The sequence below is a fragment of the Flavobacterium ginsengiterrae genome, assembly GCF_039539785.1.
In the GTDB taxonomy this organism is placed as follows: domain Bacteria; phylum Bacteroidota; class Bacteroidia; order Flavobacteriales; family Flavobacteriaceae; genus Flavobacterium; species Flavobacterium ginsengiterrae.
In genome coordinates, this window is record NZ_BAABDU010000001.1 from 95,143 (window position 1) to 118,968 (window position 23,826).

A 23,826-nucleotide genomic window follows, 5' to 3' on the forward strand; every position below is an offset into this window, starting at 1 on the left:
CTGTTGAACTGCGGCGGCAATCCATTTTAAGTCTGGTGTGCGGCGTCGGCGTTAATGACTGCCGGCTGAAATAATAATCTTACCGGTTAATCGTCTGCCGTCATTGGTATGAAATACAGCAATGTAAACCCCTGCACTGAGACCGCTGGTCGAAAAAGCATAGCGCAGATCAGCAGTCAGATTATTCTCTGATCGAACCATTCGGCTGTTCACATCATAGAGCTTGTAAGATTCAATAGGCAGCATTCCTGGATTGACTGCAGTTACGCTGCTTTGAACATCATTATGAAAGATGAAGAACTGCGTGTCGGAGTCGTAATCACGAACTCCCAGCGTCTTAGATGTAAAGGTGATTTTGAAGCGTTCGGTATAGATTCCCGGAGCCACGGACACCTGAAAGGGTGTCTGGGCAATATTGTGGTATGATCCATCCAGCATATCATAAAGATAAACCGGCTGTGCCTGATCAAAATTGATAATATCTGAGATGTAAAATTTAAATGTTGAGTTTACAGCTGCTTTTACTACTAAAGGGATTTGTTTCGACAGATCGAAGTTGATTCCTTCAATAACATAGGATGCATTCTCAAGCCAGAAACCTAGGTCATTGGGAAGATCTGTTGAGATATTAACCGCGTCGACTCCGGGATCCACACCGTCGGTAGCATCTGGGGTAAAGGCAAGGGCAAGCTGTCGTGTAAACTGATTGTTGATGATCGTATTGAATTTGATATGGGATACCGGAGTTACTGTTTCCTGCCGGCTTTCGGGCTTTTGTATCCCTGCAGATTTTTCAAATTGAGAACCTCCTGAAGCTTCTTTTACAAAAATACGGTGTGAATTACGAAAAATCGCTGTACCTGCAGCGGTTCCATTAAGTAAAAAACCTTGTCCAATAGGAGAATAGCGTCTCTGTATGGGAGTGCCGGAACCGGAAGCCGGAGTTCCTGTGTTCAGCGAACCATCCTGATTATACGAATTAAATACCGGAGGGGTATAGATACCGTCCGAGAGTAAGCTCACCGGGGCATAAGCCCCGTAACCTCCTTTATAAGCGCTTAGATAATGGGAATTAACAGATTTATCCTGCTCCCAAAAGTAAGCGGTTCCACCTGTAATGACGACGTTTGAAGGATCCAGAAGAAAGGCATTTAAATGAAGTGCAGAAGGATAGGGATTTCCGGTTAATGTCGCGGCACCTGCTCCAAGTACTACAGTTATATTGCCGTCATTGGGTTTTCCACGGAAATCGTAGCGCTGTGCACCGCCCGGATTATTAAATGTGCCTGTCTGCGCTGGATCAAGCAGATCCGTGCCGCTGGTGCCTTTCATCGTGAAGCCTTCACCCGGCTGAAGCCCGGCTGTATTTCCTACATAGATCCACTGCGAGTAACTGCCTGCATTTACCAGTTTATAAATCCACGATGACGCAATGGAAAGCGGATTTGAAGTGCCGTCGTAACTCCCCGCCGGCAGCAGAGTTGCCGGAGTCGAAAGCACTGGTGAGGTAGGACGGTGCAGCATTGTAATGCCGAAGTTTTCATTACCCGATGCAGATGAGGCATTTCCAACTGGAGAACACCAGTAATTATAATCAAAATTATCCGCAGTTCCTTCCTGATAAACCGATAGCGTGCCCTGTCCGGAGTTTTGTGAAAGGGACGATGATCCCTGAAGCAGCTGTGAATTATTCCGCAGGTAAAGATTCGAAGATGAGGCCATGGTAATATTCTGTCCTACATAAAGTACTTCATTTTTGGCATACAGGAACGCATTGGGACTAAAATAGATTTGGGCCGATGTCTGGGCAGCGTTCAGAGAAAGTAATATATACAGTATATACTTCATAATGTTTTGAAATTAAATCGCAGCTGCGAGTTATAATAAATGTCTAAGCTCAACCAATTACAACTACCGCATTTTATGAATTTCTTTTACGTGAGGTAACAAAGCCGCCATATAAAATGCCGCCCAGAAGCAGTAAGGCAATCTTTCCATTGATCGGCACAGGTTCGGGATCGGGCAGTCCCGGCGGCGGCGGCCCTGCCCCCTGAGAAAAAACGCCGGCAGATAGTAAAAAAAATAAAAAACACAGGATACTTAATCTTACAGGAGTGCTATGCATTTTTTTGATTTAAAATTAAAAATGGAGCTGATATATAACTCTTTAAATTCAAATCTAATAAAAGAAATCTTTCTTTCGGCAGCAAGATGTAAGAATTAACCTTTATTTCTTACAAATGAAAATATTCATGAATAAGATTGTTAAAAAAGTTAATTTATTTCAGAACTCACTGATGTGTCAAAGATTGGTCATGTTAATGGGGGAGCGGGCAGATCAGACGAGATGCAGTCCCATACGAAGCAAAGCTGTAAAGAACATGCACGAGCTTTCCATGAAAATTTTGGACGCTTGTATTTTTAAATAATAAAACAACGGTGAAATCAGAAACGGGTCAGCTTCCACAATCTAGAAGTACAGATAACAAAGTGTCCTGAACAAAAACGGCTGCGGACCGGCTGCAGTCTTCTCATTTCAGCCATCCGGCCTAGTTCAATTTTAACAATATGAACTAGGGTAGAAATAGATAAATTTATAACTTTGAATATAGAATACGAAGTCGTAAAAACAAATCTTCTACATGGAAAAAGCGATACAATTTAAGGTGAGAAAAGATTTGGACCCGCGCCAGCAGCTCACTGTCATCAAGTTAAAAGGAAGCCTTATAGCAAAAGGTTACACAGAAATTATTCATATTTCCGACCAGGATGATGAATTCCATATCAATTCCTTTGAAACCGACGCCGAGAAGAGAAATGATGTGCAGCAGTATATTGCGGCCTTTATCAGTTCGGAAAACCTTTCCGATACAGTAACAATCAGATAATTTATAGTCTGGATGTATAAACGGAGTTGCGTTTCTGAAAGAGAGCGCCGCAGTAATTGCCAAATCAGATTTACGGAAAGATACTATTAAAAGGCCGGCAAAGCTGCCGATCTTTCCATAACACTTTTTTGCGGGATAATTGCTATCTTAGCTTTTTAAGAAAATTTCGGAATAGCGGCATGGTGCTGCAGATGATTATGGGCCCCGACAACTTTATCACACTCTCACAGCTGAACTATCAGATCCATCAGGCGGTAAACGAACGTTTTAAAGGACGCCGCTATTGGGTCGTGGCTGATGTGACCAGCCATAGCTTTAAGGCAGACAAGAAAATCCATTATTTTGAACTGGTAGAGAAAGCGGAGAAGAACAGTGCCATCACAGCCAAGATAATGGGCAAGGCGTGGGGAGAGGGAGCGGTGCACCTGTCTGATTTTGAAAAAAAGACTGGACAGACCTTCACCAATAACCTGCATGTACTGGTGCAGGTCAGCGTGGACTACCATCCGCTCTACGGGCTTTCGGTCAATGTGCTCGATATCGATGTTAATTTTACCCTTGGCGTTCTCGAACGCCAGCGCAATGCTACGCTTAAAAGACTTGTGCAGGAAAATGATTTTATCACCAAGACCGCCGAGGGCTATTCCACGCACAACAGCCGTCTGAAACTGCCTCTTGTGATCCAGCGCATTGCAGTAATATCGGCAAGTAATTCAGCGGGTAATGAGGATTTCAGGCATACGCTTGAGCATAATAATTTTGGCTATGCTTTTCAGATTGATGATTATTACACCATCGTGCAGGGAGACAATAATGCCAGGCTTTTTTTAAACAAGCTTATCGAAGTGTATCAGACGGGAATTCCTTATGATGCCGTGGTAATTACAAGAGGTGGAGGCGCACAGTCTGATTTTCTGATCTTTGACAATTACAATATCGGGCGGGCTGTCGCTAAGTTTCCTATTCCGGTCATAACGGGGATCGGACACCAGAAAAATGTCAGCATCACGGATCTGATGGCTCATACCAATACCAAAACTCCGACAAAAGCGGCAGAGTTTATCATTGCCCATAACCGCAGTTTTGAGACCGGATTATTTTCTATGCAGCAGCATATCGTGATCAGATCACAGCAGCTTTTCCTGCACCATTTCAAAGTGCTGGAAGAACTTAAAGGCAATATCTCCAGAAATGCAAAAGAGCTTCTCTCCCAGCATAAACAGCAGCTGGTCTTTACCCATCAGAGAATCGCATCAGCTGCAAAAGACATACTGTACGAATACCAGCAGAAACTTTCTCTTAAAGCCCAGATGACAGCCCAGAGCTCACAGAACATGGTTCGCCGCAGGAAAAGCGATATGGATTATCTTGCCGGAAGCTTAAAGCTTTTTACGGCTGGCTATTTCAAGAGCAGAAACCTGCATCTCAATCATATGCTCAAAAGCATTACACTGATGTCCCCGCAGAATATCCTCAAAAAAGGCTACGCGATTGTGAAAACCAACGGGAAGATTGCAGCGAGCACCGAATATATAAAGCAAGGGGATGACATTGAGGTTATCCTTCACGATACCATACTTAAAAGCACCGTTAAAGAAAAAATACACTACCATGGAAGAGAAACTGACTTATGAGCAGGCCTGGAATGAGCTTACTGCTATTTCAAAAGAAATAGAAAATGAAACCATTTCGGTCGACGAGCTGGCGGCCAAAGTGAAAAGGGCATCGGAGCTGATCACCTTCTGCCAGGGCAGGCTTAAAGCCACCGAGACCGAAGTGGGGAAAATCATTGACGGCATGGAAAACCAGAAAGAAGGGTAGACTGCAGCCGGTAAACTGATCTGAAACGTATGCCAGATCCGTTTTATTAGTTCCAGGATTCCGGCTCTTTTCTATCTGTATCATCCGCAAAAGCATCCTGCCCTGAGGCATCACTTTGAGTAAAGGGATCTGGGGCCGTTTTTAAGCTATCATGCAGCTCTAAAATGGCCGCGGGAGAGGTGTCTTCTGGTTCTTCTTCAGATGCAGGAGTCAGGAAACGGAAAGCAAAATCAATCGGCTTTTCTTTGCCCATTTCGAAAAAATGCACGATATACTGGTTTTTCTCCCTATCGACAGTCTGTATTTTTCCTTTGTTCCACACAGGATGCATCACCAGATCGCCTTCTGAAAAAGCAGTATCTTCAGTGTTTTTTGAAGCCGCGGCGGAAGATTGTGCTGACTGGATCATTTCAGCAGAGAGTTTTCCTTTGCGCACGTAAAATTCCTCCTTGATTTCAAAAAGGAACCTTGACGGATATTTGTTGAGACCAGTAGTGAAGTTAAAACCTTCCGAATCGGTCATATAGAATCTTTTCTCCGCGCGCGTGACGGCCACATACATGAGCCTTCTTTCTTCCTCGATGGCACGTTTTCTTCTTTCTTTGATTGAAAGGGCACTGGGAAGCACTCCTTCTGTAAATCCGCATAAGAAAACATACGGAAATTCCAGTCCTTTGGAGATGTGTATGGTCATCAGGCGCACCTTATCCTGATTTTCCGTGTCCTTATCAAGATCGGTATAAAGCGAGACTTCCTGAAGGTACTCTGCAATATTTATGGGGCCGTTGTTTTCTTTTTCCAAAAGCATCATCGAGCTTACCAGTTCTTTGATATTCTCGAGCCTGTCCTCATCACCGTCCTTGCGGTAAAGTTCGGAAAGCCCGCTCTTGTCGAGTATAATTTTGACCAGGTCTGAGATGGAATTATTTTCTGCGTCTTTTTTCAGTTCGACAACAAGGCTGAGAAAATCTATAGCGCCTTTTTTATTGAGTTCTTTATCCTGTATATTGTTTTCCAGTGCCTGAAGCAGGGACAGGTTCTGTTCGCCTGCCAGAAGGCTGAGCCTCTCCAGGAACTTTTTCCCAAGTCCCCTTGAAGGATGGTTGAACATGCGCAGGAACGAGAAATTATCCCCCTGAACGATAAGCCTTAAAAAAGAAAGTACGTCTTTAATCTCCCTGCGCTCAAAGAAACGCACCCCGCCGAAAATGGCATAGGGGATATTCTCCTTGATAAGGGCCTGCTCGATATTGCGCGAGAGATGATTGGAACGGTATAAGATAGTGATATCGGAATACGAAGCCTTTTCGGTTTTCAGGATTTCTTTGATCTCGGAAGCCACCCAGAAGGTTTCCTCAAAATCGTTCTTGCCGTGGAAATGCACCACTTCAACCCCTTCGGGATTATCGGTGACCATATCCTTGTCCACTCGTATCTGATTGTTTTTGATGATGTGGTTGCCCACTTTCAGGATATTGGGGGTCGAACGGTAATTCTGGTTCATGATAATGGTCTGGGTATCGGGGAACATCCGGTCAAATTCCACCAGGTATTCGGGCTTTGCCCCGCGCCATTCATAGATGGTCTGGTCGGGATCACCTACAAGAAAAAGGTTCTGGTGTTCCCGGGAGAGCATTTCCACCAGATGAAACTGGCTGTCTGAGCTGTCCTGGGCTTCATCCACCTGAATGTAATGCATCATCTGCTGCCATTTGGAGAGCACATCAGGATTGCTGTCCAGAATAAAAGCCGTAAAGTGGATCAGGTCGTCAAAATCCAGTGCGTAGTTACGTTTCTGTTTATCTAAGTATTTTTGGTAGACCCGTGCAGAGATCGAATCCTTTTCATCGGGCTCAAAACTTATATTCTCCAGCATATAGCCCATATAATCCGAGGTGCTTTTCTGCTTGGAGATAAAGCGCAGCACCTGTTTGAAAGTCAGGTTCTTGGAATTGATGTCAAGTTCTGTGAAAACATCCCTTAGGATCGTTTTTTGGTCCTCGGCATCCAGTATGATAAAATTTTTCGGATAGTGTATTTTGTTTATTTCCTCCCGCAGAAAACGCACGCAGAAACCGTGATAGGTGGTGATAAAGCTTACATCGTAAAGATCGCCGATCAGCGCCTTGACGCGTTTTTTCATTTCCTGCGCCGCTTTGTTGGTAAAGGTCACGCACAGGATATTGGAAGAGTTGATGCCCAGCCTGTCCACAATATAAGCAAAACGCGAGGTCAGCGCTTTTGTTTTTCCGGATCCGGCACCGGCAATAACACGTACATATCCTTCAGTAGTTTTCACCGCCTGAAGCTGTTTTGGGTTTAAGTTTTCTAATATTGGGTCAGTCATTTTTAAAGAAGGGATTTTTGATCTTTATTTTTATTTGCGGGAAACAGACAGATCAAAGCGTCTGTGGTACAAATTTATGCAATTTATTGAAAAGCGCATCAGGTCCGTAATCCGTCCGATTGATTTTGCAACATAGGCAGTATAAGCTGGTCTATTGAAAATAAAAACCCTGAAGGGGACCTCAATAATCAGCTGATTAAAAAATGCCCTTCAGGATTCTTATGAATTCTTTTCGATACGGCTGCAGAATGCATTGATCATGCAGTTAACGGCATCAAGATTTTTGACTTTCAGTGTTTTCAGTCTGTCCTGTACTCTTCACTGCTTTCCGTTCCCTGATGCCATGGACCTTCTTTTAAATGGACCCTTTCTGAAGCGCTTTCTCTGGAAGGCGGATTTTCACTTAGATGATCCACCACTTCTTCAACCGTTGTTCCTGCTGCCCTTACGGCATCTTTTAATATCTCTTCAGGTACATTGAGCTTTGCTGCCCACTGCTGGATTTCCTGTTGGTCGGAGATATTGATATGGTTATCTTCTGTCTCTGCTGTGCTGTTTGTATTTTCCATGATTTTTAAATTTTAGGATTTATCCAAAGTTACCATCCCGTACAATAATGCTGTTACATTATAAAACCGGATTATTACAGGATTGTTATGATTATCAGTAATTTAAGATGATTGGCATTATGCTTCCCGTATTTGACGGAAGGTGAGGTTGATCCTGGGCAGAACAGGGCGGGCTGTTTTAGGGACCTGATGCTCCCAGTACGTATTGGTGTTTCCTGCCATCAGCAGGAAGGTGCCGTGATGCAGCGGGATTTCTATCGGCGGGATATGTTTGAGCACTTTGTGACGCAGGCGGAACATACGCGTTTCCCCGAAGGTTACCGAAGCGATATTCATGTTTTTATTACTGGAGGGCGTTTTATCGCTGTGCCAGCCTACTCCGTCGCCTCCGTTGCGGTAGAGGTTCAGCAGTACGGCATTAAAATGTATTCGGGTTTCCTGTTGTACACGTTCACGTATAGCAAGCAGTTCTGAAGGCCAGTCGGGATTGGACCTGCGCTCAGGCCTGTTAGAATCTCCGTACCATGAAATCATGCGCGGTGCCGTGACCACTTTGTCGTACATGGGCATTTCGTACTCCCGCCACTGGGTGGTATGGAGCAGGAAATTATAATAATGGTCGGATTGCTCTTTATTGAAAAAGTTATCAATCAAAAGCAGGTCGGCATCGGGAACGTCAAATATTTTTCTGCCCCCGGAGCCTTGTGAGAAAATTTCGGTATCATCAAAAAGCATCATTTTTTTCACATTTTTAGTTATACGTATCTTATTTATCAGCTGTTCATTTTATGTCTGGGGATATTGATTTCATGTTCCTGCGGATATGGGGCGCGGTGGGTCATGCTGACATCTTCTTTGAGTTTCTGCTGCATTTTGTACTTCCAGTCATTCTCATGGGCATAACGCGGATCAGCAATAAAAGGCATTTTAGCCATTTTGATGACCGTGATGGTCGGGAAATGGTAGTCAACCTCAACACTGCCCAGCAGCAGGTAACAGCCGCCGCCCTGAAAAGGATATTCTTTTAAGCTTCCCGTGAAATGCGCCGTATCAAAGAGTTCTCCTTCGGCGTCAATCCAGGTCCCAAAATACATGGCGCCCATTTTGGTCGGTACATGTTTTCTTGAGATCAGATAGGCCAGCATACGAACTTGTTTTTTGTGGTGCAGCAGCAGGTCTTTTGCCATTACATCGCCCCTGAAGCGGGTCTGCAGCAGGTCAAAAGGGGAGCAGGAGACCGGAAAGCCGATAAACTCGATTTCATCAAAAGCATCTTCAAATAAAGAGCGTTCCAATGCGGGCAGCTTGAATTCCCTGGCCGGTTCCTGAATGAGTTTTAAATTACGGTCCCCGGGCTTGAAATTCACCAGCAGCAGGCGGGCGGTGATCAGCAGTTCATTTTTGGATTTCCCTGTAAAGCGGAAAGCCCCGATGAAGATCAGGATCTGGATGTTTTCAATGCCTATGGGGATGCGGTTTATAAAATTTTCGAGCGATTTGTAATCCCCATTGACAGTGCGCTCTTCCTGAATCAGCAGGGCTGTTTTGTATTCAAACCCCTGCAGCTGCATAAAGCCCAGATAAATATCGCGGCCATACAGCGTGGTTTCATAGGTGCTTTTATTGACACAGGGATTATGGATGGAGGCCCCTGACATCCTGGCCTCATGCACATAGACCTCTGTGCGGTAAAACCCGCCCTGGTTATTAATCACCGCGGTCATGAATTCGATAGGATAATGCACTTTGAGGTACAGACTCTGGTAGCTTTCCACAGCATAGGAAGCCGAATGCGCCTTGCAGAAGGAATAACCGGCAAAGGATTCTATCTGGCGGTAAATTTCCTCGCTGAGCGGCACGGGATGTCCCTGACGGGCACAGCATTCAAAAAAATGGTCCTTTACCCGCTGCAGGGCGGCTTTGGATCGTCCTTTTCCGGACATGGCACGGCGCAGGATATCACCATCGGCGGCAGGAAGCCCGCCGTAATGCAGGGCAATCTTGATGACATCTTCCTGATAGACCATGATGCCGTACGTCTCTCCGAGCTGCTCTTTGAAAACAGGATGAAAATACTCGAACTTATCGGGATGGTTATGGCGGTAGATGTATTCCTTCATCATGCCTGACTGCGCCACGCCGGGACGTATGATGGAAGACGCTGCCACAAGGGTTTTGTAGTCGCTGCAATGCAGTCGGCGCAGAAGGCCGCGCATAGCAGGGCTTTCAATATAAAAACAGCCGATGGTTTTTCCCCGTGAAAGAAATTCATTGCACGAAGCCTCATTCTTGGAAAGCGACGTATCGCGGATATTGACCGTAATCCCCCTGTTTTTCTCAATAATCTTAACGCTCTGGTCAATATGGCCGATGCCGCGCTGGCTTAAAATATCAAATTTTTCAAGCCCGATATCCTCAGCGGTATGCATATCAAAAAGGGCAATAGGAAAGCCCTTGGGAGGCATTTCCAATGGCGTATAATGGGTAATGGGCTCTTCGGATATCAGGATGCCGCAGGAATGCATGCTGCGCTGGTTGGGGTATTTTTCCAGAAGCATGCCGTACTGCTGCACCTGACGCACCACTTTATTGGTCGGGTGCAGCTCCATGGGGTTCTTGGCCAGCGTATCGAGTTCTTCTTTGGGAAGCCCGAAGACCTTACCGACTTCACGGAAAATGGAGCGGTATTTGAATTCCACGTTCGTGCCGCAGAACGCCACATGGTCGGCACCGTAGCGCGAGAATATATATTCAAGGATCACGTCGCGCTCTTTCCAGGACCAGTCGATGTCAAAATCAGGCGGGCTTTTGCGGTTGAGGTTTAAAAAGCGTTCAAAATACAGGTCCAGTTCCAAAGGGCAGATGTCGGTAATGCCCAGGCAATAGGCAATGATGCTGTTGGCCCCGCTGCCGCGCCCGATGTGCATGAACCCCCTGCTTGTGCTGTAGCGTATGATGTCCCAGGTAATCAGGAAATAGCCGCTGAACTCCAGCTGGTCAATAATTTTAAGCTCCTTGATCATTCTGGTCTTCGCTTCTATATGGTCTTTTCCATAACGCCATTCCAGTCCCTGCTGGGCCAGTATGCTCAGCAGCTCGATGTCGGTCTGGCGGCTGTGGGTGTAGTATTTTTTGTTCTTGGGCGTCTTAAAGTCAAATTCAAAATGACACTGGGATGTTACCGTCTGGGTATTGGAGATGATCTGGGGATAATCCGAATATTTTTCCAGCAGGGATTTCAGTGGAATCATGGCTTCATTTTCCCTGCAGTGGTCCTGGGGAGTCAGTTTTGATAAAATGATGTTGCGTTCCACTGCGCACAGGATCCTGTGCAGGTTATACTCCGTGCGGGTGCGGATGGTGACCGGCTGGAGTATGACCATTTTGGAGATTCTGGACTGTTTGTTTAATACGAGTTTAGAAAGCTCTTCCGGACGGATCCCGATAAACTCATTTTCCTTCAGCGAAGCGGGTGCATTTTCCATGGTGTAGATAAAGAGTACATCGGAAAGATCAGGGGCCGTTAAGGGCAGGGGGCTGCCGTCGAAATTATGCCGTGTGAGAAAACGGTTCATCTGGGCAATACCGCTGGTATTTTTCGCCAGTCCGATGTACCGGAATTCATTGCCGCAGCGGAATTCAATCCCGGCCAGTGGTTTTATGCCTGCAGCAGTGCACTCTTTTAAAAATTCATAAATCCCAGTCACGGTATTGATATCGGTCAGGGCCATAACCTTGACACCGCAACAGACGGCCTGCTGTACCAGTTCGCCAACCGGTATGGTGCCGTAACGCAGGGAGTGGAAGGAGTGGCAGTTGAGGTACATGGTTTATTTTTTGCGTTTTAAAATTTCGTCTTTATTGTTAGGTTTGAAAGAGGCGCCGGCGCAGCGCATTACAGCATCAAAGCCGTAGCGGGTCTTCATCCGGTCCATGGCCTGATAAAGTGCCAGCATTTCTTCGGTATCATTGAAGAGGTCGATCTGATAGGTGCCCCTGACCAGCCCGCTGAAACGCACCCCGATAAGACGAAGGCGCATCCTGCGCTGGTAGAGCTTATCAAAAAGCTCCTGAACGGTTTTGGTCAGGATATGGTCTGCTGAGGTGTACTGCACACGGCACTGCTTGGTTTCGGTATCAAAGTTGGAATACCGTATTTTAACGGTCACCGTTGAGGTAAGCCACTGCTCAGAGCGCAGCTGATAGGAAAGCTTTTCCACCATGCCCAGCAGCACCCTGTTCAGTTTAGGGATGTCTATAGTATCCTGGGAGAAAGTATGTTCAGTTGAAATGGACTTCCTCTCCGTATAGGGTTCTACAGGAGTATGATCGATGCCATTGGCTTTTTTCCAGAGCTCCAGTCCGTTTTTGCCGATCATCTGCTGCAGGGCATCAGCGGGCATTTCAGAAAGTGTTTTAATGGTCCTAATGCCAATGCGCGAGAGCAGCTGGAAGGTTTTCTCGCCGACCATGGGGATTTTCTGAATGGAAAGCGGATTTAAAAAAGACTGCACCCTATGCTCGGGGATGTCCAGATTCTGTTTCTGTTTGCCTTCGCCGGTGCCGATTTTCGATACAGTTTTGTTTATCGAAAGGGCAAAGGTCAGGGGCAGACCTGTTTCTTTGGTGATACGCTGAGCCAGCTCGTCGGTCCATTTGTAGCTGCCGTAGAAACGGTCCATGCCGGTGATGTCCAGATAGAATTCATCAATGCTGGCTTTTTCCACCACGGGCGCTTTTTCCTGTATGATTTGGGTAATGTCATGGGAGAGGTTGGAATACAGTTCCATATCCCCTTTCATGACCTTTGCCTGAGGGCAGAGACGCAGTGCCATCTGAATGGGCATGGCGGAGCGCACGCCGAATTTTCGGGCCTCATAGGAGCAGGAAGCCACAACACCGCGTTCCCCTCCGCCGATGATCAATGGGATGCCGTTAAGCTCGGAATTAACCAGTCTTTCGCAGGAGACGAAAAACGTATTCATATCAATGTGTACAACTGCTCTGCTCATCATCTGTTCATTTTTATACGAGTCAAAATTAGTACAGGTGATAACAATTTTTAGTTTTAAATGTGTTACAAATAGCAACAAAATTGTAAAATCCTTATTTTAAAGGGGATTTGAAAAGGATGAATTCCACATCTGAAAGGCTTTATTCAGAATTTACGCAGAGAAGCATTTCTTTCTTTAATTTTTAAAGTCAGTATCATTTTTTTTAATATTATACATATACAGTGAATACTGTTATTCTTGTCATAATATTGAGCACAATTGGGGTTTTACAGCATTTTTATAAGAAAAATAACGTATCTTTGTCAGCTATTAACCGCTCCACGGATATAATTCGATTATTTATCGATTTTCAACAACTGTATGTTTTGTACAGGTTTTGCAGATTCTTAGATTTTTGTTTTCTGTAACGGCATAAATTCAAGGCCATGTTACAACCCCAGAATTCCCACAAAATTATTTATCTGGCAGACGATGATGAAGATGACAGAATGCTCTTTATGGATGCTGTCAGCGAGCTCGATCTTGCCATTATGGTAAAGCAGGCAGAGGACGGACAGCAGCTGCTTCACAGCCTCTATCAGACGGCAACGGAGATTCCCGAACTGCTGTTTCTGGACATCAATATGCCCGGCAAAAACGGATTTGAATGTCTGACAGAAATAAGGAATGCAGATCAGCCTTTTAATGCGCTTAAAGTCATTATGATGTCCACCAGCAATAATGCCTACAGCATTGATAAATCGTATGAACTCGGTGCAGACTTTTATGCTGTGAAACCGGGTACTTATCAGGAACTTAAAAAACTGCTCCAGAATGTTTTTTCCATGGACTGGAACGCATTTACAAGAGATAAAACAGGTTTTCTTATCGCCTGAATAAGAAGGCGCCTATAGACAAACAGCCCTGCATATGAATTGCAGGGCTGTTTTTTTTATGGGTAAAAGGTAAGATGATACTATTCAGTGAGAGCGGTCAGATATATACCTGCTCCTGTTCCGCGCTTTGTGGGTACGCGGTCTGTCCAGACTCATTTTCTTCAGACGCCGATTCTCCGGTCTGGGTTTCTGCCGAAGCCGGGCTGTGCTGTGTTTTTTTCATCAGCAGGTAAAAATCCCTCAGATGCCACCATGCCGGACAGCGGTCCATTGGGCCGTTGTAATTTTGGATGGTGGTGTAACAGCTTCTAAGAAAAACCTGGGTATCGCTGATGTAGGCCCAATCTGTCCATTTCACTTCCTTGGGAGGCGTATTGCTCTCAAAATAACGTTTTATATCTTCTGGATTCATGCTGCAAAAATAACTGCAAAATAGAGACAGGTCAAGAGTCAGAGGTATTTTTTTGCTGGTCTTTTTGATTTTGCATTGCTTTAGCAGACAGCATAAAATTTAACGCCGTCCTTTAAATTTTTGCCACAATTTTTATTTCCACCATTTGTCCGGGAAGAGCAAGTCCACTTACTTCAACGATACTGCTGGCAACTCTTTGCGGATCAGGATAAAAAGATTTTCCCAATTTTTTTCTTGCTTGAAATGCTGAAGCCATATCAGTTACATAAATAACCTCTTCTACAACGTCGTCTTCTCTCATCGCAAAACTATTTAATAAAAATTTTATGTTTTCATACGTCTGTGCGAATTGGTTTTCCATCCCCTCTGCCAGTTTTCCTTCCTTATCATGACCCAATTGCCCCGAAATCCAGAGTGTGTCTCCGTTTTTTACCGCTTGTGCGTAGCCATATTCTTTTTCCCAAGGCATTTGCAATGTGCCCAATTCTTTTTTCAAGTTCAGCATAATTTAGATTTTAATATGTAATATTATCAAATCCAATTCCCACGCCAATTTCGTAAGCAGCTCTCCTTCATACATGCAGCAATCCAGCTCCATTAAAAGTTTTACGACATTTCGTAATTTTATTAAGCCTTAATTTGATACAACTCAAATAGTATCCTGGCGCAACGGCTGGAAGAAAAGCGTAAAGAATGATGTGTACCGTATTTAAGTCAATACTGATGGCGGTCTTATCTTCGAACACTTCTGTGCTGTTTTCAAACCACGTGCATTGCGGCGGAATTTTTCTTTTATGCCGTCAATTTTTCTGCTGGATCTTTTTCAGCCCTGCCAAAGTCCTTTTTCTCGTACGGCTGGATCAGAAGAAGTCTTTTGAGTTTAATTCCATCACAAAGGTCGGGCGCAGAACTGCGGTTCGCTGCAAAAAATTCCCCCATAAATGCAAGACATCCGTCCTGCTTTATTGCGTTGCTTTCTGCGCTCGCTTACCTGTGCCCGGTGCAGGTGCTGTTATTAATCTTAAAATTGAAGCATCATGAAAGCAAATGAAAACAGCAGCTGGAAAACCGTATCGGAAATTGACCTTGTATACAGAACCAAAGTCAAAAGTTCCGAAAGGCCGCTTATCACTTCTTCAAAATCCGCTTACGGAATACTGGTCGAATGCTGGGATCCCGACAAGATTGAATTCATCGAGCAGTTCAAAGTACTGCTGCTGAGCCAGTCTAACAAAGTGCTGGGCATGTATCAGGTTTCTTCAGGAGGCATTGCCGGAACTGTTGTAGACATCAGGCTGCTGTTTGCCGCAGCGCTCAAAGCCAATGCCGTAGGGCTTATTATTGCCCATAACCATCCTTCTGGGAAGACGGCTCCTTCAGAAGCTGATAAAGGCATTACCAGAAAAATCAAAGCGGCTGGGGAGCTGCTGGATATCAAACTGCTGGATCATCTGGTCGTAACGGCAGAAAACTATTATTCCTTTTCAGATGAAGGCGCTTTATAGCGTCTTTTTCTTTTTTATTTAGTATTTCGTTCTGCTTCGATGCAGACTAGAAATACTGTAAAATTATCGGAAGATACTGTAAGGGCGGGCAGTTTAAACTGCCGTAAATTTGTTTTTATACTGGTAATAGTACTATAGAATCAGTCAGAAAAAACAGGGGACCGGCGGGGTTCGTCTGGAGGTTCTGTCCCAAATGATTTAGTTAATTACCGTATACTTTTCAGGCAACCGCCGGCCGCCTAAGGACTCCCTTTTTAAGGGAGTTTTTTTATGCATAGTCTTCCGTAGGAAGCTAAAAGTATATGGTGAGTGCCTCTTCCATATCAAGGATTTCATAATTGGCAGAATGCCTGTTACAGAATATGATTTTGTCCTCGTAGGTGTGGTAGTGCTTATAGCCAGGTTCTACTATGATTTCATTTTTGGAATTGATAAGACCATAAAGCCCTTCTTTGTGGCACCAGATCCCGTCTTCCTGTTCGCCCCGATAATAGTACATAAGCCCTGTGCGGCTGATTACAAATAGATCATCCTTAAAGGTGTGTCCGATCCAGTTATATTCAATAGGGATTACAGGGTTTCCTTCCTGATCAAAAGCGCCCCATTTTCCGCCATCCAGCGTATAGTAGCACTCAGCGGCTTCTGCCTCTTCCGATTCATAATCATGCCCGGATACCGCATTTCTTTTTTCGTACACCAGAATAGACTTCCCGCGTTTAGAAATAAGGTCATAAAGCGGGGGAATTATGATTTTGAAGTTCTGGTCCAGCAGACCCTGCCGTTTGATTATAGCCGTATGGTCTGCATAGTGGGGATAGAATGCCCCTATATCGTAAACCGTATAAAAACTGGGATCATGCACAAAATTGACCAGTCCATACTCTAAAGTTTGAAGCAGCAGTCCGTTGCGGTCGTAGATCCAATACCTGCTGCCTTCAATGTCATCGCCGTCTTCATCTTTTCCTTTATGGATCTCTTCTCTGGCTTTGAAAATTTTCAGGGTTTTATTGTATTCAATTTCTCTGAATTTTAATGGAATGATGGTTTCAAATGCTGCATTAAGTATGCCGGCGCAATTATCAATAACGACCAGAAAGCTGTCTTCACTGATGTCTCTTATCGTATCGTACACGGCAGGAACCAGTATTTCAAAATTCTCATCGAGCACTCCCTCTCTGGTGGTCTTGCAGCGGTCAGGCTTATCTCTGAGCTCGCTGAAAATAAGAACGTTTTTTCTGGTCTGCGGATGATGGACTGAGTGGTATTTATAGGTGCCGAGCAGCACTTCTGCGGTTTCCGAAACTTTAAGGACTCTTGTTTTACCGCCCTGATTATTATAGAGGTTAAGCACAACGAATCCCCTTGTATCGCGGAGTCCGAAAAACTCCCCGTATTTCAGGCTGAGCCTGCTGCGGATCAGATCAAAAATCTCACGGGTCTGCTGCATTTCAGCTTGTCTTTCTTCAAAAGCTTTTAATTCTTCTGGGCTCATAGGCATTGGAATGGTTATTCAAAAATAGCATAAAAAAAGCAATGGAATCCATCTGCCTGCAGCAATAAATCAGCCGGCCTTTGATAAATAAAAAAGCCGTTAACGCATTAGTTAACGGCTTTCTGTTCTCCTTTTTTTACCTCTTTTTTTCTGCTCCCAGACTGGCAAGTTTCTCGCTCAGTTCGGTAAGGCCTGCCCTTCCAAGGCAGTCTGCGGAAAGCTGTCTGAGCTCGCTGATATTTTCCTCTGCCGTGCGCTGCAGCAGCACCGAAGGACTGCTGTCGTTTTCCTGCAGGCCGCGCTCGATTACGTGGCTCAGCATCAGTACATTTTTTCGTGAAATCTTCAGATCAATCCTCACCGGTTCGTTCATGCCCGGGATACTCATAATGGTATCAAAAACCTGGGCAGCATCATTTTCTGTCAGCATAATTCCTCATTTTTAAATTAATAATTAATTGATTCAAAGATAGTCAGAAGCCTTGAAAATACCCCGTTCAAAATATGGACAGGATAGGTGCAGTCCATTGCTGTTTTCTACTTTCGCTGTTGTAATCCGCTGTAAAGAGCTTTTAAAAGAGTTTTGATTTGATAAAGCGGCAGGACTGCCTCGTTCCTGCAGTCGGCCAGATGTCCGTTTGTTTAACAAACGCATCCGGCTGTCCTGTGCTCGGAACTCGCGGACAGAGAAACAAAAAGGCTGATCGTTTAAAAAAATGAAAGGAAATAAGATGAAAAAAGAGCTTTTAAACAGAACCCGTATTGCGGCAGTGCGCTTTACCACGTCCGAATATGCGGCATTGGAAAGAAGATGCAAGGCGACCACCTGCAGACAGATGAGTGAATACCTCAGAAACTGCCTGCTGCATAAACCCGTTACGGTCAAACACCGTGACGCCTCGCTCGATGAATGTATGCTCGAATTCATCAGGCTTCGAAAGGAGCTCAGCGCCCTTGGAAACAACTTCAACCAGAGCGTCAGAAAGCTGCATACCCTGCAGCAGATTCCCGAATTCAGGCATTGGATTTTAAGCACCGAAGCGCAGCGCGAAAGGCTGCTGCGTACGGTGTCGGATATCCAGAAAATGACCAGCGAAATGACCTCGAAATGGTTGCTGTCATAAAGACCGGGCATTCGGTAAGAAGCGTTTTCCATTACAATGAGAACAAGGTAAAGGAAGGGGCTGCCCAGTGCATAGGGGAAGGCAATTATCCTGCTGCTGCCAATGAGCTTTCAGCAGCCATGAGACTGAATAGATTATTGCTCCAGAATGCCCTTAACGGCAGGGTGAAAAGAAACAGCGTGCACATCTCGCTAAACTTCCATCCCTCTGAAAAATATGCCGATGAAAAGCTCCTGAAAATAGCCGATGCCTACATGCAGAAGATAGGCTTCGGGGAACAGCCTTATCTGGTCTACCGCCATGAAGACGCAGGGCATCCGCACATCCATCTGGTATCGATAAAAGTACGGGAGGACGGCTCTCGGATTGACATGCAGAACATCGGAAAGAACCAGTCGGAAACAGCGAGAAAGGAAATTGAAAAGCAGTTCAATCTGGTTAGGGCTGAAGGCAGCAAAGCGGAAGATAATGCTCTGTTAAAACCTATTGCAGTAGGTAAGGTTTCCTACGGTAAAACAGCATCCAAAAAAGCCATTTCAGGAGTGCTTTCCTCGGTGCTTTTTAATTATAAATACAGCTCGCTGGCAGAGCTTAATGCTGTGCTCCAGCTTTATAACATTAAGGCAGACCGGGGCGGTGAAGGGTCAAGGATTTTTAAGGCCGGCGGACTGGTCTACCGCATACTGGACAAAGAGGGAAAAGCCATAGGAGTGCCCATAAAGGCGAGCGATTTTGCCATGAAGCCGACACTTGCTTTTTTAGAGAAGCGGTACGTCTTGAACAGCAGTGAAAAGACATTTGAAAAAAGGCGGATAAAAACAGAGGTGGATACCGTTTTTCTGAGTAAAAATGTGGATATGGACAGATTAGTTTTTGAGCTCAGGAAAGAAGGAATTGATACGGTTTTAAGAAAAAGCGATACGGGACAGCTGTATGGCATAACCTATGTCGACCATATCACGAAGTGTGTTTTAAACGGCAGTATGATGGGAAAAAATTACAGCGCCAAGGGTATACTGGAACGCTGCTTTGAAACAGTAAAAACGCAAGAGATTTCCAAAGTTAAAAAAATGCAGTGCCATGATATTTCCGAGCACGGAATACCGGTTTTTGAAAGTGCTTCACAAGGGCTTTCCGCTAAGGTTCTCGGGGAACTTTTCAAACCCGAATGGCAGTCGGATAATCTTCCAGGGGCATTGAGACGAAAACGCCGCAGAAGAAAAAAAAGAGGCGGATCAGAACTGAATTAAAACAATCGATAATGCTAAAATACTGAGCTATGCAGACAGGAGAAAATGAACAGGCGCTTCGAAAAATAGTAGACATGACAAGGCTCATCAGCATCGCTTTGCTGCTGGGACATTTTTACTATTATTGTTATGGCGCCTTTAGAATATGGAATCTCACAGGGTTCTTTGGGGATAAGATTCTGGCATCTGTCTTGCGGACGGGGCTGTTTGATAATTTTTATATTTCCAAGCTTGCCGCGGTGGGGTTTCTTTTGATCTCGCTTTTGGGAGCCAGAGGGAAAAAGGATGAGAAACTTGTCTTTAAGACTGCTTTTTATAAGATGGTTTCAGGACTGCTGTTATACTTTGTAAGCAGGCTATTGCCACTGTTTTTTACTGATGCGGTTATGGCTGCGGTAAGTTATATGACCGTTACGGCTTTGGGTTTTCTGCTCATGCTTTCTGGAGGCACGCTGCTCTCCAGGCTAATCAAAAACAGGCTGGGTGTTTCGGACATATTTAACAGTGAGAATGAAACCTTTCCGCAGGAAGAACGGCTATTGGAAAATGAATATTCAATCAATCTGCCGGCGCAGTATTACCTGAAAAAGAAGCTCCGTTCGAGCTGGATCAACATTATCAATCCGTTCCGCGGTCTGCTGGTTTTAGGGACACCCGGATCGGGCAAATCCTATTTTGTCATCCGTCATGTCATCACCCAGCATATTGCCAAAGGCTTCAGCATGTTTGTGTATGATTTCAAATACGATGACCTTTCAAAAATCGTCTACAATACCTTTGAAAAATACAAGCAAGTGTATACGGTCATGCCTAAATGCTATTTCATTAATTTTGATACGATTATGCACCGCTGCAATCCGCTGGATCCGCAGAGCATGGAAGATATAACCGATGCTTCGGAATCGGCTAGGACGATACTGATGGGACTGAATCGGGAATGGATCAAACGCCAGGGGGATTTTTTTGTAGAATCACCGATCAATTTTTTATCGGCTGTGATCTGGTATTTAAGACGTTACAATGACGGCGGGTTCTGCACCCTGCCGCATGTCATCGAGCTCATGCAGATTGACTATGACAGCCTCTTTACCCTGCTGCGTACCGACAAGGAAATTGAGGTGCTCATCAATCCTTTTGTCAATGCCTATCTCAACGATGCCATGGATCAATTGGAAGGGCAGATCGCGTCGGCTAAAATTGCTATGGCACGGCTTTCCTCACCGCAATTGTATTATGTACTCTCAGGTAATGATTTTACGCTTGATATCAATAATCCTGATGAGCCTAAAATTGTCTGTATGGGCAACAATCCGCAGAAGATCCAGATTTACGGAGCCGTATTGTCGCTCTATGTCAACCGTCTGATCAAGCTTGTAAACAAGAAGGGCAAGCTTAAATCCAGCCTCATTTTTGACGAGTTTCCCACCATTTATCTCAACAATATGGACAGTCTGATTGCCACGGCAAGAAGCAACAAGGTAAGCACCTGCCTCGGCGTGCAGGACTTCAGTCAGCTTAGAAAAGACTACGGACGTGAGCAGGCCGATGTGATTCTAAACATCACGGGAAATATCATCTCAGGGCAGGTTACGGGGGATACGGCCAAACAATTGTCTGAGCGTTTCGGAAAGATTATGCAGGACAGGGAGAGTATCTCGATTAACAGTGCAGACACTTCCATAAGCCGTTCCAGACAATTGGAATCCGCTGTGCCCGCATCGAAGATTTCATCACTTAGTTCAGGTGAATTTGTGGGGATGACTGCTGATAATCCGGACTGTAAAATAGAATTGAAAACGTTTCATTCTTCAATTGTAAACGACCATGAGGCATTGCGGAAAGAAGAGGAAGGCTACAAGGAAATACCATCTGTTCGAAAACTCGATAGTGTGATGATTCAGCAGAACTTTGCGCAGATCAAAAGGGATGTGCAGGAGATCATCTATACCGAGATGGACAGGCTTTTACATGATCCCGCATTGAAGCATCTGGTGGTGAAAAAGAAGAAAAGATGATGAATTAGGTTATGGTTTTTACTATCCACATTGTTGTTTGTGGTACCGGCACAATTGTTTTAATACATCAAGTCCTTATTTTATAAATACAGCGTTTATCTGGCAAAGTTATTTTTAATAAATGCTATCTAGACCACAAATTGTGAAAAAGTTAAATCAGATTACAGTACTACTGTTCTGTAAATAGGCTGACTTGAACACAAATGAAAATACTAAAAAAGAAACGGCCTCTTTTACAGTGACAGTTTCTGCAGGTGTGTCTGCACTTTGAGGTTCAATTTGAATTAAAAAGCTTTACAATATTCAAAATGAAGTTAAATTCCTACAATAAATTTATATAATTCCCATGTTCAATATGTAAATTATATGAATTTATTAAATAGGTTTGTTTTCGAGAACCAGAAAATCTACCTTTCAATAAAATTTGGTACATATAACGGAATAAGTCAATTTTTTAAAGCTCTATATCCTGTAAACCGCTGTGGGACTTTTTTGTGCGGTGATAGACGATGACTGGAAGCAGTCATCATGGAATCCTTCTGAAAAGAACTTATCCAGGAGCAGCAGGCATTTCCATCAAAGAATGATTTTCTTTTATTTCTGGTATATAGCGTCTATGTTGGAGGTCTGTCTTACTTGAAACGTCGAAATTTAAAAAAAAATAATATAATGCTATAACCTGACTGCTTCAAAAAACGTTAGACTGCTGAAGGAAAAACAGCCTGATTATGGAAAGAACTTTACAGATTTTAAAGGATGCGGTGGAAAATACGCACCTGCCCATCGGCGTATATACAGGAGAAGAACTAAGGATAGAGACGGCCAATGCGGCGATGATAAAGACTTTAGGGAAAGGGAACGATGTGATCGGCAGGACCTATTTTGAGGTAGTGCCCGAAATTGAAAAGCAGCATATTTTTCAAGAGGCATTGCAGGCCTATAAAACCGGCATCCCTTTTCACGCCAAAGACAAAAGAGTAGACCTGCTCATGGAAGGCGAGTACAGGACCTTTTACTTCAATTACAGTTTCATTCCCCTTTTCAATGCACAGGGCAAGGTATACGGCGTGATGAACACCGGTATGGATGTGACCGAACTTCATCTTGCTCGGGAGGAAGCCCAGAGCACCTCGGAACAGCTCAGATTGGCTGTTGAATCTTCGGGCATGGGCACCTATGAAATTGATCTTCTCAATGGAAATATTACAACCTCGGGCAACTTCCGTTCGATCTGGAATATTCAAGGGCCTATTACTAATGATACCATAATATCGAAACTCCACCCTGAGGATATTCCCGTCAGGGAGAAGGCACACCGCCAAGCGGAGCACACGGGACTGATAAGTTATCAGGCGCGTATCGTAAATGAGGACCAGTCGGTTCGCTGGACCAGCATCAATGGGAAGGTACTCAGGGATGAAACCGGAAGAGCAGTTAAAATCACAGGAATAATAGAAGATATTGGACATCGTAAAGCTCTCGAGCAGCAACTTCGGGAAGAGGCTCAGAGGAGCAATGAAGAGCTGAGGCGTTCAAATGAAGAGCTGCTTCATTTTGCTAATCTGGTCAGCCACGACCTCAAAGAGCCGGTGCGTAAGATCAAAACTTTTATCAGCCGGCTTAGGAGCGTCGCCAACGAAGGGCTGTCGGAAAAGCAGGAGTGGTACCTGAATAAAATCGACAATACGACACAGCGTATGCAGGATGTTATTGAAGGGATTCTGGACTATTCTGGCGTCGATAAGAAGAGACGGCCTGTGGAAAAGATAGATCTCAACGAGGTGCTTGAGGAGGTTAAGACCGACCTGGAACTTGCCATACACGAAAAGGATGCGGCCGTACTGAATTCATGGCTTCCAGAAATTGAAGGTTCAAAGGTGCTGATCCAACAGCTGTTCTATAATCTGATACACAATGCGTTGAAATTTTCAAGACCTGAAGAACCGCCCAAAATTACTATTGATTCGGAGCTCGTTGAGAAAGAAGGAAGCCATGGAGTCCTTATCCGCGTACAAGACAACGGCATTGGCATTGAGCAGGAATTCACAGAGAAAATATTTACGGCATTCGAACGTCTTCATTCCAAAGACCGGTATGAGGGCAGCGGACTGGGGCTTTCACTGTGCAGAAAAATTACGGAGCAGCACGGGGGAAGCATAACGGCTGCAGGTATGGAAGGCGGGGGATCGGTCTTTAAGATTATGCTGCCCATGAAGCAGGCACACAGAACTATTTGAGAGTGCGATATTCTGATTTAGCACATAAGCATGCTAAGACAATTAGTCCGGCGGCTGGTCGTTTTAATTTTAGTGTCTCCATGATTTTTTTTATGACAAGCAGAGTGTTATCGTATGCCCTCTGCAGCAACGCTTTAATGGATCGTTTTGAATTAAAAGAAAAAGATCAGCCTTAAGCCGATCTCCATAACCGCTGCGCGATTTCTAATTATGAATGCGCAGAAAACAGCGGCGCACATTTAGAAAAGCCCTTGAAAAATGCTGTAAAATAAAGCT

The 23,826-nt window shown here is 44.6% G+C and carries 20 protein-coding genes; 9 read left to right on the plus strand and 11 right to left on the minus strand.

The genetic code is table 11. The features are described from left to right. Positions 1 to 51 precede the first annotated feature (51 nt). Positions 52 to 1,848, minus strand: coding sequence for a secretion protein (locus ABD859_RS00370; RefSeq protein WP_345138703.1), 1,797 nt, complete (start codon positions 1,846 to 1,848; stop codon positions 52 to 54). Between the two features lie 73 nt (positions 1,849 to 1,921). After that, positions 1,922 to 2,125 carry a hypothetical protein gene (locus tag ABD859_RS00375; protein ID WP_345138706.1) on the minus strand — a complete coding sequence of 68 codons (204 nt, stop codon included), beginning with the start codon at positions 2,123 to 2,125 and terminating at the stop codon, positions 1,922 to 1,924. A 517-nt stretch (positions 2,126 to 2,642) separates the two neighbouring features. On the opposite strand from ABD859_RS00375, the gene ABD859_RS00380 reads away from it, so the two are divergent. The 3 genes from ABD859_RS00380 (at position 2,643) to xseB (ending at position 4,709) form a co-directional block, all read left to right on the plus strand. Continuing rightward, on the plus strand, positions 2,643 to 2,888 hold the full coding sequence (locus tag ABD859_RS00380) for a hypothetical protein (protein ID WP_345138708.1): 246 nt from the start codon (positions 2,643 to 2,645) through the stop codon (positions 2,886 to 2,888). A 179-nt stretch (positions 2,889 to 3,067) separates the two neighbouring features. Further along, the gene (gene xseA / locus ABD859_RS00385; protein WP_345138711.1) at positions 3,068 to 4,522 is read left to right on the plus strand and encodes an exodeoxyribonuclease VII large subunit; all 1,455 of its coding nucleotides are present in this window, start codon (positions 3,068 to 3,070) and stop codon (positions 4,520 to 4,522) included. After that, positions 4,500 to 4,709 (plus strand): exodeoxyribonuclease VII small subunit, encoded by a 210-nt coding sequence (gene xseB / locus ABD859_RS00390; RefSeq protein WP_345138714.1) that lies wholly within the window; start codon positions 4,500 to 4,502, stop codon positions 4,707 to 4,709. Before xseA ends, xseB begins: the two co-directional genes overlap by 23 nt. Before the next feature lie 46 nt (positions 4,710 to 4,755). Here the strand turns inward: xseB and ABD859_RS00395 are convergent, their stop codons facing one another. The 5 genes from ABD859_RS00395 to dinB all read right to left on the minus strand — a co-directional run bounded on the left by ABD859_RS00395 (position 4,756) and on the right by dinB (position 12,637). After that, complete coding sequence (locus ABD859_RS00395; RefSeq protein ID WP_345138717.1) at positions 4,756 to 7,056, minus strand: ATP-dependent helicase; 2,301 nt, start codon at positions 7,054 to 7,056, stop codon at positions 4,756 to 4,758. Between the two features lie 299 nt (positions 7,057 to 7,355). After that, positions 7,356 to 7,625 carry a DUF3606 domain-containing protein gene (locus ABD859_RS00400; RefSeq protein ID WP_345138719.1) on the minus strand — a complete coding sequence of 90 codons (270 nt, stop codon included), beginning with the start codon at positions 7,623 to 7,625 and terminating at the stop codon, positions 7,356 to 7,358. A gap of 117 nt (positions 7,626 to 7,742) precedes the next feature. Beyond that, the gene (locus ABD859_RS00405) at positions 7,743 to 8,363 is read right to left on the minus strand and encodes an alpha-ketoglutarate-dependent dioxygenase AlkB family protein (RefSeq protein ID WP_345138722.1); all 621 of its coding nucleotides are present in this window, start codon (positions 8,361 to 8,363) and stop codon (positions 7,743 to 7,745) included. 35 nt (positions 8,364 to 8,398) lie between these two features. After that, complete coding sequence (locus ABD859_RS00410) at positions 8,399 to 11,452, minus strand: DNA polymerase III subunit alpha (protein ID WP_345138725.1); 3,054 nt, start codon at positions 11,450 to 11,452, stop codon at positions 8,399 to 8,401. A 3-nt stretch (positions 11,453 to 11,455) separates the two neighbouring features. After that, positions 11,456 to 12,637 (minus strand): DNA polymerase IV, encoded by a 1,182-nt coding sequence (gene dinB, locus ABD859_RS00415; RefSeq protein ID WP_345138727.1) that lies wholly within the window; start codon positions 12,635 to 12,637, stop codon positions 11,456 to 11,458. A 428-nt stretch (positions 12,638 to 13,065) separates the two neighbouring features. Between dinB and ABD859_RS00420 the strand changes: the two genes are divergently transcribed. Further along, a complete protein-coding gene (locus ABD859_RS00420) occupies positions 13,066 to 13,515 on the plus strand; it encodes a response regulator (protein ID WP_345138730.1) in 450 nt (149 codons plus the stop codon). Positions 13,516 to 13,612: 97 nt separating this feature from the next. Here the strand turns inward: ABD859_RS00420 and ABD859_RS00425 are convergent, their stop codons facing one another. Continuing rightward, positions 13,613 to 13,927, minus strand: a complete 315-nt coding sequence (locus tag ABD859_RS00425; protein WP_345138733.1) for a DUF6965 family protein — start codon at positions 13,925 to 13,927, stop codon at positions 13,613 to 13,615. Positions 13,928 to 14,039: 112 nt separating this feature from the next. Next, complete coding sequence (locus tag ABD859_RS00430) at positions 14,040 to 14,432, minus strand: Rid family hydrolase (RefSeq protein ID WP_345138736.1); 393 nt, start codon at positions 14,430 to 14,432, stop codon at positions 14,040 to 14,042. A 532-nt stretch (positions 14,433 to 14,964) separates the two neighbouring features. Here ABD859_RS00430 and ABD859_RS00435 point away from each other — a divergent pair. Next, positions 14,965 to 15,432 carry a JAB domain-containing protein gene (locus ABD859_RS00435; protein WP_345138739.1) on the plus strand — a complete coding sequence of 156 codons (468 nt, stop codon included), beginning with the start codon at positions 14,965 to 14,967 and terminating at the stop codon, positions 15,430 to 15,432. 292 nt (positions 15,433 to 15,724) lie between these two features. Here ABD859_RS00435 and ABD859_RS00440 read toward each other — a convergent pair whose 3' ends face one another. Continuing rightward, a complete protein-coding gene (locus ABD859_RS00440; RefSeq protein ID WP_345138742.1) occupies positions 15,725 to 16,924 on the minus strand; it encodes a WG repeat-containing protein in 1,200 nt (399 codons plus the stop codon). Between the two features lie 136 nt (positions 16,925 to 17,060). Next, complete coding sequence (locus ABD859_RS00445) at positions 17,061 to 17,354, minus strand: hypothetical protein (RefSeq protein ID WP_345138744.1); 294 nt, start codon at positions 17,352 to 17,354, stop codon at positions 17,061 to 17,063. 286 nt (positions 17,355 to 17,640) lie between these two features. On the opposite strand from ABD859_RS00445, the gene ABD859_RS00450 reads away from it, so the two are divergent. The 4 genes from ABD859_RS00450 to ABD859_RS00465 all read left to right on the plus strand — a co-directional run bounded on the left by ABD859_RS00450 (position 17,641) and on the right by ABD859_RS00465 (position 23,550). Continuing rightward, positions 17,641 to 18,048: a plasmid mobilization protein gene (locus ABD859_RS00450; RefSeq protein ID WP_345138745.1), complete on the plus strand. Its 408-nt coding sequence runs from the start codon at positions 17,641 to 17,643 to the stop codon at positions 18,046 to 18,048. Next, positions 18,033 to 19,298 (plus strand): relaxase/mobilization nuclease domain-containing protein, encoded by a 1,266-nt coding sequence (locus ABD859_RS00455; protein ID WP_345138747.1) that lies wholly within the window; start codon positions 18,033 to 18,035, stop codon positions 19,296 to 19,298. Before ABD859_RS00450 ends, ABD859_RS00455 begins: the two co-directional genes overlap by 16 nt. A 29-nt stretch (positions 19,299 to 19,327) precedes the next feature. Further along, positions 19,328 to 21,313: a conjugal transfer protein MobC gene (gene mobC / locus ABD859_RS00460; RefSeq protein WP_345138749.1), complete on the plus strand. Its 1,986-nt coding sequence runs from the start codon at positions 19,328 to 19,330 to the stop codon at positions 21,311 to 21,313. A 728-nt stretch (positions 21,314 to 22,041) separates the two neighbouring features. Further along, positions 22,042 to 23,550 (plus strand): PAS domain-containing sensor histidine kinase, encoded by a 1,509-nt coding sequence (locus tag ABD859_RS00465; protein WP_345138752.1) that lies wholly within the window; start codon positions 22,042 to 22,044, stop codon positions 23,548 to 23,550. Positions 23,551 to 23,826 lie beyond the last annotated feature (276 nt).